Annotated in this window: 10 protein-coding genes and 3 pseudogenes; 6 read left to right on the top strand and 7 right to left on the bottom strand. The window is 57.8% G+C overall.

Translation table 11 applies throughout. The features are described 5' to 3' along the window. The 3 genes and pseudogenes from A9K71_RS05405 to A9K71_RS29900 form a co-directional block, all read left to right on the top strand. On the top strand, positions 1 to 1,214 hold a 1,214-nt coding region (locus tag A9K71_RS05405; RefSeq protein ID WP_245299533.1), incomplete at its 5' end, for a thioesterase domain-containing protein. 212 nt (positions 1,215 to 1,426) lie between these two features. After that, on the top strand, positions 1,427 to 2,038 hold the full coding sequence (locus A9K71_RS05400; protein WP_065012153.1) for a 4'-phosphopantetheinyl transferase superfamily protein: 612 nt from the start codon (positions 1,427 to 1,429) through the stop codon (positions 2,036 to 2,038). A gap of 59 nt (positions 2,039 to 2,097) precedes the next feature. Further along, a pseudogene (locus A9K71_RS29900) lies at positions 2,098 to 2,336 on the top strand (transposase); the annotation flags it as partial. A 130-nt stretch (positions 2,337 to 2,466) separates the two neighbouring features. Here the strand turns inward: A9K71_RS29900 and A9K71_RS29895 are convergent. The 6 genes and pseudogenes from A9K71_RS29895 to A9K71_RS05375 form a co-directional block, all read right to left on the bottom strand. Beyond that, positions 2,467 to 2,758 (bottom strand): annotated as a pseudogene (locus A9K71_RS29895) (IS1595 family transposase); the annotation flags it as partial. Positions 2,759 to 3,257: 499 nt separating this feature from the next. Beyond that, the gene (locus A9K71_RS05395) at positions 3,258 to 3,956 is read right to left on the bottom strand and encodes a glycoside hydrolase domain-containing protein (protein WP_066991384.1); all 699 of its coding nucleotides are present in this window, start codon (positions 3,954 to 3,956) and stop codon (positions 3,258 to 3,260) included. A 364-nt stretch (positions 3,957 to 4,320) separates the two neighbouring features. Next, positions 4,321 to 5,196: a hypothetical protein gene (locus tag A9K71_RS05390; protein WP_066991381.1), complete on the bottom strand. Its 876-nt coding sequence runs from the start codon at positions 5,194 to 5,196 to the stop codon at positions 4,321 to 4,323. A 132-nt stretch (positions 5,197 to 5,328) separates the two neighbouring features. Beyond that, complete coding sequence (locus A9K71_RS05385) at positions 5,329 to 6,177, bottom strand: AraC family transcriptional regulator (RefSeq protein WP_245299532.1); 849 nt, start codon at positions 6,175 to 6,177, stop codon at positions 5,329 to 5,331. A 132-nt stretch (positions 6,178 to 6,309) separates the two neighbouring features. After that, complete coding sequence (locus A9K71_RS05380) at positions 6,310 to 7,263, bottom strand: LysR family transcriptional regulator (RefSeq protein ID WP_197504196.1); 954 nt, start codon at positions 7,261 to 7,263, stop codon at positions 6,310 to 6,312. Positions 7,264 to 7,741: 478 nt separating this feature from the next. Then, complete coding sequence (locus tag A9K71_RS05375; RefSeq protein WP_245299531.1) at positions 7,742 to 9,166, bottom strand: trehalose-6-phosphate synthase; 1,425 nt, start codon at positions 9,164 to 9,166, stop codon at positions 7,742 to 7,744. 675 nt (positions 9,167 to 9,841) lie between these two features. Here A9K71_RS05375 and A9K71_RS32990 point away from each other — a divergent pair. Together A9K71_RS32990 and A9K71_RS05365 are read left to right on the top strand one after the other, a co-directional pair. Next, positions 9,842 to 10,354, top strand: coding sequence for a hypothetical protein (locus A9K71_RS32990; protein WP_348626977.1), 513 nt, complete (start codon positions 9,842 to 9,844; stop codon positions 10,352 to 10,354). Between the two features lie 564 nt (positions 10,355 to 10,918). Continuing rightward, positions 10,919 to 11,383 carry a ProQ/FinO family protein gene (locus A9K71_RS05365; RefSeq protein ID WP_066991372.1) on the top strand — a complete coding sequence of 155 codons (465 nt, stop codon included), beginning with the start codon at positions 10,919 to 10,921 and terminating at the stop codon, positions 11,381 to 11,383. Positions 11,384 to 11,784: 401 nt separating this feature from the next. On the opposite strand, the gene A9K71_RS05360 is transcribed toward A9K71_RS05365, so the two are convergent. After that, positions 11,785 to 11,997 (bottom strand): hypothetical protein, encoded by a 213-nt coding sequence (locus tag A9K71_RS05360; protein ID WP_066991369.1) that lies wholly within the window; start codon positions 11,995 to 11,997, stop codon positions 11,785 to 11,787. A 126-nt stretch (positions 11,998 to 12,123) separates the two neighbouring features. On the opposite strand from A9K71_RS05360, the pseudogene A9K71_RS29885 reads away from it, so the two are divergent. After that, a pseudogene (locus tag A9K71_RS29885) lies at positions 12,124 to 12,483 on the top strand (flavin reductase family protein); the annotation flags it as partial. Positions 12,484 to 12,829 lie beyond the last annotated feature (346 nt).

Raw genomic sequence — 12,829 nt, 5'->3', positions numbered from 1 at the left:
GGCTGCCCGACTACATGGTGCCGTCGGCCTTCGTGCGGCTGGATGGGCTGCCGCTGACACCGAACGGCAAGCTCGACCGCCAGGCGCTGCCGGCGCCGGCCGACGAGGCCTATGCGCACGCCGCCTATGAAGCGCCGCAGGGCGCGGTCGAGACGCTGCTGGCCGGGATTTGGGCGGAGCTGCTCGGGATCGAGCGCATCGGGCGCCACGATAATTTCTTCGAACTCGGCGGCCACTCGCTCCTGGCGGTGCAGTTACTCAGTCGAGCATTAGATGTTGGGCTGAACTTTAGCGCCGCCGACCTCTTCCGAGCCCCTGTTCTGAAGGAATTTGCATCGAAGGTTCATTTGGAGCCACAGCCCAGGACTCCTGGAGTGATTTCCGTACAGGCAAGCGGATCGCAGCCACCGCTCTTCTTTGTCCCCACAGGTTTTGGCGATTGTTCCTACGTCCTCAGGTTGATGGAGGAAATGGACGTAGACTGTCCCGTCTACGCTCTGCCATGGCCCCCCTTCAATAACCTTGGTCCACCAACTCTTGAGGCGATAGCCGCGGAGACCATCGTGGCGATTAGAAAGATCCAGCCGCGGGGTCCGTATCGTTTCGCTGGATACTCATCAGGCGGAATCTTGGCTTACGCCATAGCCCAGCTCTTACTGGGTCGCGATGAAGCTATCTCTTTCATCGCGTTGATCGATGTTACGCTACCTGCAAACTTGACAAAAATATCACCCATACAAATGGTACGAGACGTGGTGCTGGATTCTTTTGAATCCTTAGATGATGAGAGCTTCGAAGTGTTGGAGCAATTTGCTAGACAAAGTTCAATCGCTCAGCTGCTCGAAAAGGCTCAGCAAATTGGGGCAATACCTCTGGATCGTAATCTCCATAACGATGTTTTGATGTATGAAAGGACCGCCCGGTTTCACGAGGCGCTGCAGGCGTACCAAGTCCCAACCCTGCCAGTTGAGATACATCAGTTTTATGCCACCGAGGCTCTCTTCAGTTCTCGGGCACGACAAGCTAAGAGTTCATTATGCCCAGCGGCACGTTCGCCTATGCGGGGCTGGGACCGAGTCTTGAGTCCGGACGCCATTACTGCCCTACCGATTGTAGGCGACCACGTGACGATGATGAGTGTTCTGGAAAACCGCAAGGCTCTGGCCCGAGCGATTTCTACGCCTTTAACCGGGGTTCTTGAAAAAGATCCCTAGCGAACTGCACCGAAGATTCTGGCACCCAGACGAGGTTCAGTCTCGGATCGCGACAATCCCCAAATGTCGGAGAGTTCTGGCTCGGTGATCCAAAGATGGGAAGCATATTTGGTCTGCCGCCTCTACTGGTCGACGACCGAGTCGAGCAACTTCAAGGCCAAGCTGCATGAGCTGAGCTTGTCATCCGAAAAGCTCAAAGGGGACCAGATAGAATGGAGACTATCACCATTGATCAACAGAACATCCTCGTCGGCATCCGTCCCATAGAAGCGGGCGACGAAGCCACCTTGTACGATTCCGAAGTTACCTCGTTGGGACGCGCTGTTACCAAAGTTCGCCGCCAAAGCGGTGCTGCAAGAGTAGTCGCCAGAACACTCCTTGGGCAACTGGGATTCCCACTACTGCCGATCCTAAAGACGCGCTCAGGTGTTCCGATCTGGCCACCCGGCGTCGTCGGATCTTTGGCGCACCACGATACCGTAGCCGCCGCCGCCATTGCAGGGACCAAACGGATTGCGGCTCTCGGCATCGACATTGAGCCTAATGAACCTCTGCCGGAGAACCTGATCGAATTGATTGCCACCCCTAACGAGCAACGCATGTACGATCTACATCTGCTCAAGCGGCGGGACCTCTTCGTTTTGAAGGAGGCGGTGTATAAGGCGTGTTTTCCACTGTACAATCATTTCATTGAATTCCAGGATGTGGAAATTGATATCTCTGCGCGATTAGGGTACGTGGCGAAGGCAAATTGCACGTTTTCGCTCGAGTTACTTATTTCCAACAATGTAATCGGGTTGGCGTATTCATGGCCGAAATGGTGACCTTGCCCGCTGATCTAATCCGGTTGACGTTCGTTCTGGCCCGTCGAGAGGACTTGGACATGAAAAGTAGCCGCTTTTCTCAAGAGATCATCGGAATTTGAAGGAACATGAGGACGGAGTGTCGGTTCGCGATCTGTGCCGCAAGCACGCGGTCAGCGACGCCGCGATCACAATGGAAGGGCCGCTTTGGCGGGATGGATGTCTCCGAGGCTCGGCGACTGAAGGCTCTTGAGGACGAGAACACGCGGCTGAGCGGCTTCTGGCCGACACCATGCTCGACAATGCCGCGTTGAAGGATGCCGCGCCAGAAGCCAACTGCCTGCGGCAACGAGCTAACTTGGCTCGCAAAGTCCTTTGGCAGCCCGAAAGTACAGGGAGCCGGAACACGAACTGTTCCCGCAGACACGCTGCCTTTATCAACCAAAGACAAGGATCTCGGCGAGCCGGACCGAGGACAAGCGCTTGTCCGACTGGAGCATCAGCCACATGGCTTCAGCCAAACACGCAAGGTCAGCTTGGTCGAATGCAGCGGGGTATCGCGGCCGGCAAGCGCGATCGAACGCTTATAACCACGGGCCGGACAGGTTCTGTCTTCTGGCCACACCTAATTTCCAGCAATCGCCGGCAATGCTGTTCATCCCGGAAGGATCCCCGGAAGGCCACGATCATTTCCTCAACGGTCCGAATGTTGGCAAGCGCCGCGAGCATCGTTTCAGGCATTCTCATCCCCTCCAGATCACCGTTCTGCATGGGAAGGCCATGACCACAAGCCTTTAGCTGTCTTTAGTTGACGAGCGTGCGACGATGCCGCTCGATATGACAACACGATATCCAGCAAGGCGAATTGTCTATGGAACCTACCCTGACCCGAACGGCCGAAAAACGGCAAACCCGCCAACCTGCTCTCTGCGCGGGGGTACTACCGGGAGAGCCGCGAGATTTTTGAGCTCCAGCGGCGGGCGGCCTCGGCCTCATAGCCGGCCTGGTACTGGTGCCCAATCTCGGCCGCCGGTTGGGCGTGGGTCGACGGCGCTGCAGTAGTTCCGGGGATGATGATGGCGGCCGCGCCGCTCGATTGTAGCGGGCGAGCGCGTGGAGAGACGATTTGCGAGATTCCGCGACAACTTTACACTCGCCGTTGACGTCGGAGACCTCTGCGAACATAAAATCCGACAACGTTTTCAGCTTGCCGCGTCTACGAGCCGCCCGTCTCGCCAGCCTAGGCCAGCGAGCCTTCGCCCGACTCATCAACTTGGAAGGCCCCGATCTCCCTCCGAGGAACCCGAACGATATTGCGATCATAGCCCACCCCAGAGGGGCCATGGGTAACCTCTGGAGGTACCTGCCGCATCGACCATCGGTTGGAATAGAAGAACTGCTCGGTTCCAAGAAACAGGTGCGACATAGATATCCATGGAACCGTGATCAATCCCTCCGCCATTAGTTTTGAGAGCACCGCACCGCAACCATACGCGCCGATGGCGAAAGTGCCGTCGATCTCATCTTTAATCGCGTGGAAGTACGCGAGGATAGGACCATCGATCTGCTTAGCCGGATAGTCCCCATCGACGGCGAAAAGAATCGTACTGCCTCTATCTTTCGGCTGACCGACGCGATTTGCGAACCCCATAGCACTCTTTGCATTCGCAGTGCCGATCGAGCTCGAGAAATTGGAAATATGGCGGCTGCTGTCCTGGAAGATCGGCAGAATTCCGAAACCGTGCCCAGATAGTAGTTTGGCCTCCACTGGTGTGATGGTTTTTGGCCTCGCGGAACTCGCGTAATACCGAATGACCGTGGTCACCCCCGATCTTCGCAAGAAAGTGAGAAATTTCCGGCCTGCCGCATTGTTGAGACGGACGCTGACATCCGCTGCGGACCATCCGTCCGCCTTCGCGAAGTCTTCATGATAGGGCATGGGCTTTCCCGCTACAAAGCGCACCACCGACTTCGCTCCGCTGACGAAATCTGCGGTATTCACATATTCAACGAGCGTGCTGCTCCTTTTGGCTGAATGTAACGTCTGGCATACGGATCAGGGCAAGACGCGCAGGTAGTAAGGTGAGTCGCTCGGCGGGCCGAAGCGGCCGAAAACCTGCGCGATAGTGGACTGCGTATCCTTGTTTGACAGATTCAGGCCTTCATAGTTGGTTTCTTATAGAAGCGGGGCCGGAGTTCGTCGGCACCGCTGTCAGCCGGACCTGATCTATGACGCTGGCGAGGTTCCTTCGAATTGACACCGTCGGTTGGTGCGCTGCTGCTTTCGAGACCAATCATTAGAATCAGACCTGGGGCGTGATGTCTTGCTGCGGGGTCGAGCCACCGTTAAAGAAGTTCTTGGCATTCATAAACTGCTCGGTGGCGTTCTTATTCACGATCTCCTGGAAGTTTTTGTAATCGGGGCCGCCGCTGCGGATCCGGCGAGTCTGAACGATATTGGTAACCTCTTTATAGCTTATGTCGACGTTGACGTACCGAGCCGACGAGCAAGAATATTTTAGATCAAGGAAGTACTCATTGAACTTGACTTCTCGCAAAACAATTGCTCCGTAGTCGTAATATCCGCCTGCCCCGTTATCGAGAAGGTAGCTTTGGTAGGTGCATGTCAGAGCCTTGTACTGCTGCGACTTGCTGTTGGCGCTGAAGGTCAGGTTGCCCATCTCAGTGAGGAAGGACTCGAAATCCGTTAGCAGAGACGCCCCGTCAGTGACGATCGCCTTCGCGATCAAGGAGAGGAACGTGGCTGAGACGGAGGTCCCAGCAAACTTGTTTGAGTAACCTTTCTGTTTTTGCCCTCCCATCGAAAGGTCGGGAATGTTGCCCACAACGTTCGTCCATGTGTTGATGTCAAGTTTTTCCGCATCAACCTTAGGATGATGGGTATGCATGTAGTCGTGAATGAGTCCTCCTATTGCCAGAAGGTTGTCCTGATTTTCTTTCATGATGCCGCTGTACGCCGGGTCATCGGTCTTCTGACCAATGAGGTGAAACTGTACTGTTCCTTGATCGTTGGCGATCGTGTCGTCACTGGGGCGCGCAGCACCTGGCTGGGCCAAAAGAAGGGACTTGGCGCCGAAAAACGCGCTCGCCACCTCATAGTTCTTGTCCGAATAGCTCTGTTCATGCCCTTGAAAATGCGCTGCGACCGCGTTCAACATGCTTATCTTCCTATTCTGACCGTTGCTGTGAAAGTCGCAAAGTGCCTGGAGTGCGTAAACGCTTGAGTATCAGGTGATCTTCGCGTGTCTTCACTGGCTGTATAACAGTTTGTTCCGATCCCCACCTTTGCCTCAGGCAGACCTTTCTCTGCGCGCCGCCATTTTGCGATAGCGCAGCGGCGAGAGCCCATGAATCGCTTTGAACGCCGTGGAGAAATTGTTGCTGTTTTCGTAGCCTAAGGATTCAGCGACCTCGGCCACGCTTTCATGCCCGCTTCGCAAGCGGCCGGCAGCCTCCATCATCCGGTAGTGCCGTAACCAGGTCATAGGCCCGCAGCCAAAGGCAGCCTCGAAGCGGTTGACGAGCGTTGTCTTGTTGGTCCCGGCTATGCGCACCAGTTCGCTGAGGGCGATCTGCTGACCGACACGCTGTACCAGCAGATCGCAAGCCTTCTGAACGAGGGGGTCGGCTGAGAAGAATAGCGGTGCAGAACGCCGCGCGATCTGAGCGACGCAGGCGGTCAGTCTGCTCACAACTTCCTGCTCGATCAGTGGCCACAACAGGTAATCGGAATACCCGTCGGAGAAAACCGCCTCTCGGTCCAGCCTGCCTTCGGAAACCAGGGCGAGTTGCACCAGTCCGGACGAGAGCTTCGCATGACCGTACCCATGTTGCTCCCATTCGCGGCAATCGATGATGACGATTTGCGCGCAGCGCCCTGGCCGCAACAAACGGTGCTCAAGGATATCGATCTGCCGCACATCGTTGGGCAGATTGCCGAAGATCCGAGAACTCGCAATTTGTGACAAACACTTACCTGCTAAAGGGTCCGGGCCAAGATACGCGGCCAGAATCGATGCATGCACCTCGGTAACACCTTGAGGACTTGGCCTGCGAAAGCCTTGATGCGGCCGAACGGCGGTCGAAGAAGGTGGGTCTTGGTTTGTGTAGTTGGCTGTAAGTGTGAATACCTTCTTCACAGCAGATGCTCGCTCGAAGTCAGCGCGCGTCGGTTTCTCTGAGTTGGGACAGCGGAACCAGCACCGCGTCCGATGGACGAGGGGGGTAATGAACTGGCTCGGTCCTGAAGATAGTGCCAGACCTCGATCGCATCACGCTTCTTCCCTTGGCGAAGCATCAGCCGTTTGCTCTCTCATTGTCGATGGACGCGCCATCTCTGTTCCCGCCGCCGCTGCGGCGGCAATCTTGCGGCGCAGCCAGTGATGTTCTGGGTCGCGATGGCAACGCTCGTGCCAAATCAGCCCAACCTCGTAAGGCGACAGTTCCACCGGCGGATCGACAATCGCTAGGGGGAGCAAGGCGGCGATCCGTGTAGCGACGCGGTGTGGTACAATCAGCACCAGATCGGTCGCCGCGATGGCTACAGCGGCCGTCAGGAGGTTGGAAACCAGCACCGGATCGCGATCTTGGAGGTGTAAATTTGCCAGATCGTCATGCACCCGTCCGAAGCCGCCCTTAGAATCCGAGTCAATAGCAGCGTGGCGCAGGGCAGCGAAGGCCTCGATCGTCCATTCCTGCGCCAAGGCTGGATGGTCGCAACGTAGCAGGCAGGCGAAGCGGTCAGTATAGAGCCTGCGCCGAAAGAAGCCCGGTGGCGTGCCACCGGTCTGCCCAACGGCCAGATCGATCTCGCCTTGCTCAAGGCGCCGGAGCGCGCCGGTTAGAAACGAGCCGGTGACGATGTCGAGATTGGGCGCGTGCTCGCGCAGCAGGGGTAGGAGAGGCGGCAGCAAGATCAGGGCTTGATGGTCGGGTATCGCCATTATCGTCTTTGATCGCCATTCCCCCTGGCGGTTCACCATCCCGCGAAGCGCATCCAACACCGGCGGCAGCATTCGGGCCAACCGTTCGGCCTGCGGCGTCGGGACCATGCCGCTCGAGCCGCGAACCAAAAGATCGTCATTGAAAATGCCACGCAGCCTTGTCAACGCTCGGCTCATCGACGGTTGGCTCAGGCGCACGTGCCGAGCCGCATGCGTGACGTTGCGGTGCTCCAGCAGCGCCTCGAGAGACAACAGTAAATTCAGGTCAATGGATGCCAGCATTTGCTGTTGCCGTGGGGCGCGAGCTCCCTCGACAATCAGTCGGGGCCGCTCACGCGTGTTTGAAGAAATCTGCCAACCGCAAGAGAGCTCACCCATGTCTTTTTCCTCTTGTTTTAATGTGGAATGTGCTCACGCTACGTCTTGAGATCTGGCGTGCGGTGTAGTCGATGCTGCTTAGCACATCAGCAATGTCCACCAACCGGGTGGTCGACATCTTCAATACATGGGTCTCGATCAGCGAAGCGAGACAGTCGAATACTCGACGCCGACGGACCCGGGGACGAGAGCCCTCTTGCGCGGATCGGCTCAACTAGTTTGATGTGTGACCGCAGCCGCGAGTTCTTCGCTCCCGTGCCAGCATAATCGGGTACAACCTAACTGGGTAGTTGGTCTGCGGTCATCGCCATCCACCACAGCACATTAACCACGCCTCGGCGAGGCCGGAATGCTGCCCTGATTCACTTGGTCGCGATCAGCCTCATGCTGGCAAGTCCGCCGCCTCCAGCTTAGCAAGAAAGCCGTCGCACCATCGATAGACATCATGCCCGATGAGACTGTGCTTCATTGCGTTCCAACGGTCTTTCCGTTCGTCTGGCGACATGCGAAATGCCTTTTCCGTGGAGGCCGCCACAGCCTCTGGGTCATAGGGATTTACAAGCACCGCTCCCTCCAATTCGCCAGCGGCGCCGGCAAATTGCGAGAGCACGAGGACGCCCGGATTGCTTGGGTCTTGCGCAGCCACGTATTCCTTCGCCACCAGATTCATGCCGTCGCGGAGCGGCGTCACCAGGCCAACGCGTGCCAGTCGATAGAGGCCGGCCAGTTGCAGCGGGCCATGGGAACGATTGGTGTAGTGTACTGGTACCCAATCGATGGTTCCAAGTTCCCCATTGACACTTCCCACCAGTTCGGCGATGCGCTTTTGCAGCGCCAGATAGGCCGGTATTTCCCCGCGGGATTTCGGGGTAATCTGCAGCAGTAGCGTCTTGCGGACGCGATGGCTGTTACGATCAAGGAAATGGCGAAACGCCATGATGCGCTGATCGATGCCCTTGGAATAATCCAATCGGTCGACACCAATGGCGACGTCACAGCCAGCAGTCGTCTTGTAAATTTCCTGCAGATCCCCGTCGCGCGTCGCTAGCTCTGCGAGGCTTTCGAACTTGGCCGTGTCGATACCGATTGGAAAAACCCCGCAGCGGAACTCCCGCCCTTTGACTAGGCAGCTACGGTCTTTCATGAGCAGCCCTAAGTTTCGGCGGCGTAGACATTCGGCGAAGTTGTCAAGATCGTCGTCGGTTTGGAAGCCGACAAGGTCATAGAACGAAAGCGCTTCCAGTAATTCTTCGCAGAGCGGCACGGTGGCGAGGATGTCCGCCGGCGGCCATGGTATGTGCAGGAAAAAGCCGATCCGGTTGCGGCAGCCGCGCTCGCGCAGTTCTTTTCCTAGAGGGATCAGGTGATAATCCTGCACCCATATGACGTCGTCCTCGCGGTGGAGCGGCATCAAGGACTCTGCGAAGAGTCGGTTGACGCGGTAGTATCCTGACTTTCTCGCATCGTTGTATTCGGCGAGGTCGACACGGCAGTGGAAGACCGGCCAAAGAACCCTGTTGGCGAAGCCGTAGTAATATTCGTCCAGATCCTTCTGCGAGAGATCGGCAAGGGCATAGGTGATGCCGTTGGCCTCCTGCATCGTCGGTGACACCTGGTTCTTCTCGGTTTTCACCTTCCCCGACCAGCCCATCCAAAGGCCGCCTCGTTGCTGGAGCGCGGCGTTCAGCGCAATGGCCATCCCGCCCGGGGGCAGTGACCCGTGCTCGTCGGGCAACGCAACCCTGTTGGAGACAATGACCAGTCTACCATCTCCACCGTCCCCAACGACACCCATAAGGTTCTTCATGGTCACTCCTGTTGACTGACAGCTTTTGGCTTCGATCTCAGCCAAGTTAGGGACGGTCATCAGGTGGGACAATCTCATTAGGCGTATGGCAGAATAGCGAACACAAATAGCCACTAAGTGGGCCGATTCCCTACGACCACTAGTCTGGCAGACCGGCGCCTCCGGGTTCGCGACGAGCGCATCATCCTCCCAACTATCCCAGAGCTTTGTCCCCACGTCTTCGCATTCGCCCGAGCTCAGTTAGCGGTCGGCGAGGGCTGGGGTGTCCACCGGGCGGAGCTTCTGCTTCGCCCACTCTTCCTCGGTCGGCATAGTGTTCGATGGTGTAAACCGGCCTCAGCAACCGTGTGAGCGGCGCCAATCTGGAAGCCGCAGCTTCTCCGACACTTGCGGGCTACCTTCCTTGCCTTCTGCCCCGACAGGCTGCGCTATCGGCAGAGCGCTGCGCAGGAAGGGAGCAATACCCAAATCTTGAGTTCTTCGCGCGTCGGTTCTTCCTGCACAGGGAAGACTTAATTCTTCCGGGCTCCGGGTGAGGCGCGCGCGGCGGATTCACTGGGCTGAGCTGTGAGGGAAGGTGCTCGCGTGCCGCAGTGACGCCCAAGATTGCACGGCAGGGTTGCAAATTGGGTGATCTGTGATAAGGAAATGTGAAATCAGAAGAGGCCTGTTGAAATGAAGCGCATGCAAGAAAAGGACATTCCCGCATTCGTGCAGGACGTGGTCGCAACGGGCTGCGATATCTGCGCCGTCGGTCCGAGTTGTTACTCCCTGGGCGATACCGATGTTCCGCGCGGCAAGCGTAGGGGATTGTACAAGAAGCTCGGCGAAATCGATGCGCGCTACGGGAGCCGCGATCACCTGCGTTACCAGATTGCGGCGCACCTGGCCTCGATTGGCCGCTACATCGACGCGCCCCCAAAGGAGGAGGAGGCCTGGATCGATAATGAAACACCCGAGTTGGCCGAGGTCACACCTTACGACGTGGCGCACTTTCAGACTTACGACGTCCTGCTGATGTCGGAGGCGATGGGCCTCGACTGGCGCAAGGTGGCACGAGCCATCTTGAACATTGACGCAGAGCGCCAGCCGGAACGGGCACGTCTGGCTTGGACATCCCACCTGGCGCGGGCGCGGTGGCTAGCGACGAGCGGCTGCGGGCAGCTTCAGAGCGATCGGTTGCAATAGCCGCCGCCGTACGGGAAGCTCCCATGACCAAGGCAGCCGTTGTCAAAGGCAAACATGGAACTTTTCGAGCGGCGGCGTGTCGAAAAAACTGCAAGCTTTTTTCGTTCATACGCTAATCGAGTACCAGATCGACACGTCCATGACGGCTTGGCATCATCAGGATGGAATATTCGTTACGCTGCTCAATGCCGTCCTTGTGATGGCGTTGAGCAGAAGGCGAGCTCCAGACCTTAGGCGTTAGCCTAGCGTTTCGCGGCTGGCTTCTAGATTGGAGTTGTTTTGTCTTCCCATGCCAAGTTGCCGCCGATTAACTCGGGGCAGCCGTCCTTTGCCCAACGGCATAGCCGACAGTTCTTGCGCGTTCGGAAGGTTGGTCGTCCGATTGATCGTTTCCGTTCCTCAGAAGTCGCGAGGAGATTGGGAGGGCAACGGTATTCATCTAGAAGCTAGGATGCGCTGCTTTGCCCCTGCCCGGCGACTATTTCAGGCGTCCACAATCATTGCATATATGGGTGCTACGGAGCGTCCGAACTGGGAACAAAACAAATCGGGCGAGGCTTGATCATGACGACCCCCAACCGAGGGAAATCGCCCGCACAGCTTTTCCGGCATCTATCGGCAAAGTGGCCTGCGGCGTTCAATCCGAAAGCGCCCATGCCGCTTAGGATCGGCATCCATCATGACATTCGCGTGCTGGACGGCGAACTGTCAGATGATGAATTGAGGAGAGCCCTGCGCGCCTATACCAGCATGCCCAGGTACTTGGCGAGACTGAATGCTGGCGCTGTGCGGGTCGATCTTGATGGCGAGCCGGCCGGCGAGGTATCGGATGCGGAGGCGGCGAGCGCCAAGGCTTTGCTGTGCGCCCGCAAGAACAAGGAAGAGACCAAGAAGACGCCGGAGCCAAGGGTGCCTGATGCCCCGCCCCAACCGAAGCCGAAGCAAACGGCCGTGTTCAACGCGAAAAATACGGCTGGAATAGTCGTTGAGACGAAGCGTCGCCGGTCTTTCCGAAAGCCGATGGCTTGAGCGCCACAGATCTCCCAAGACTCAGGGCTTCCGAGTAATAGCCATGATGAAGAGGTCGATGCCCCAGAGCAACATCTCCGAGTCAAACGACGCCTCTTCAACCGGGATTGCCTCGCTATGGTAGCTGTGTCCTGCAGGATGGCGCACGGGGTGCAGCTGCCTACCTGTGGAAGATACGCGTGGGAGGGAAAGCCCTTTTCCGGAAGGCGTTTGCCCCTCGTCCGCACCAACCAACCCCTTGCGTTTGTCTCCAGGCAGACTCATCCTGCCGCCTGCGCGTCTGCCGCCCAGCGCTGCTTGAAGAGATGCTCTCGACCGGCGTCAAACCACCAGCTTTGTGATCATAGCATCGGGGGCACAGTTCGGTCGGACCGCGGCAATTTCGAGAGCGGCGAGATCCGCTAAGCCCCACATTTTTCCGCTATTCCGGCGATGCATTCCTCGAGCCGCTCGAGGCGGAATTTCGCAATGCGAAGTTCATTCCCGGCTTCAAAACGTCGATGGCGCCCCTGTGGCGTGGTCGCCATGAGGTTGCGCTCCAGTTCCGCGATGCGCACACGCATCTGCCGCGCCTCATCCTGACGCAAGGCCTTGATCCATCCCCGTCCGCGCATCAGTCTTCCTGCCCGCCCCAAAAGTCATGCAAACATGCCATCGAGACCCTAATTTGCGGCAAGCTGAAACGCTCGAAATTTAACTTCCGCTAACGCGAGGAGACGAAACAGCGCGGCGAGACAGTCAACAAAGCGGACACGACCACCGCCCATCCCTTGTCTGTCGAACCCGAGGTGATGGTGGTCAGCATCAACCTGAACTCGTCAACGTGGGCAGCCATCAACCAGCATCGGCATTTCTGCGTCAACGTGCTTCGAGCCGACCAGATGGCGATCGCCGAGCGGTTCGCCGGACGCGGTGGCCTGAAGGGTTCGGCTCGTTACGAAGGAGCCAGTTGGTCTGCTCTGGCGACCGGCGCACTGGCACTTGAAGACTCGCTCGCCGCGGTCGATTGCACGTCGAGGGCACGATTGTGCGCGACAGCCACGCGCTCGTCCTCGGCAGCGTCCGGGATGTGGTCAGCGGAGAGCCGGGTCTGGCTCTGATCTATCATCATGGCGCTTACGGATCGTCTTGAGCGAGCGGTACGCCGTGAGTGGGCCGCAGCCACGCGCTTTTATTCTCCTTCTGGCCCGTTGAACAGTCGATCTACCGCTCAGCCCGGCTCTGGCGCAGCGCCCACGGCAGGCGCCGCTTCCATCGTTCACTTCGCGGCAAAGGCACATCTTTCTGCCACCGCTTCTTGCGGCGAGTTCGTCCAGTCGGTGTGTGCGATGCATCCGGAACCGGCGCTTGCTCAACCGTTGCGCGCTCAGGAAGCGATGCGTCGGGCATGATCATGTCCTTGGCCTGGGATACTTCTTCAGAGGTGGTGAACACGGGCTGGGAAAG

This window comes from Mesorhizobium sp. WSM3873 (genome assembly GCF_001672445.1).
Classification (GTDB): domain Bacteria; phylum Pseudomonadota; class Alphaproteobacteria; order Rhizobiales; family Rhizobiaceae; genus Mesorhizobium.
The sequence above is the reverse complement of the archived record's forward strand: the minus strand, read 5'-3'. Positions and strand labels throughout refer to the sequence as shown.

Bases quoted from the DNA above. Each gene is read 5' to 3' on its own strand.
- A9K71_RS05400 (WP_065012153.1), top strand. From the start codon at position 1,427: ATGGAGACTATCACCATTGATCAACAGAACATCCTCGTCGGCATCCGT.
- A9K71_RS05395 (WP_066991384.1), bottom strand. From the start codon at position 3,956: ATGCCCTATCATGAAGACTTCGCGAAGGCGGACGGATGGTCCGCAGCG.
- A9K71_RS05390 (WP_066991381.1), bottom strand. From the start codon at position 5,196: ATGTTGAACGCGGTCGCAGCGCATTTTCAAGGGCATGAACAGAGCTAT.
- A9K71_RS05380 (WP_197504196.1), bottom strand. From the start codon at position 7,263: ATGCTGGCATCCATTGACCTGAATTTACTGTTGTCTCTCGAGGCGCTG.
- A9K71_RS05375 (WP_245299531.1), bottom strand. From the start codon at position 9,166: ATGAAGAACCTTATGGGTGTCGTTGGGGACGGTGGAGATGGTAGACTG.
- A9K71_RS32990 (WP_348626977.1), top strand. From the start codon at position 9,842: ATGAAGCGCATGCAAGAAAAGGACATTCCCGCATTCGTGCAGGACGTG.
- A9K71_RS05365 (WP_066991372.1), top strand. From the start codon at position 10,919: ATGACGACCCCCAACCGAGGGAAATCGCCCGCACAGCTTTTCCGGCAT.
- A9K71_RS05360 (WP_066991369.1), bottom strand. From the start codon at position 11,997: ATGCGCGGACGGGGATGGATCAAGGCCTTGCGTCAGGATGAGGCGCGG.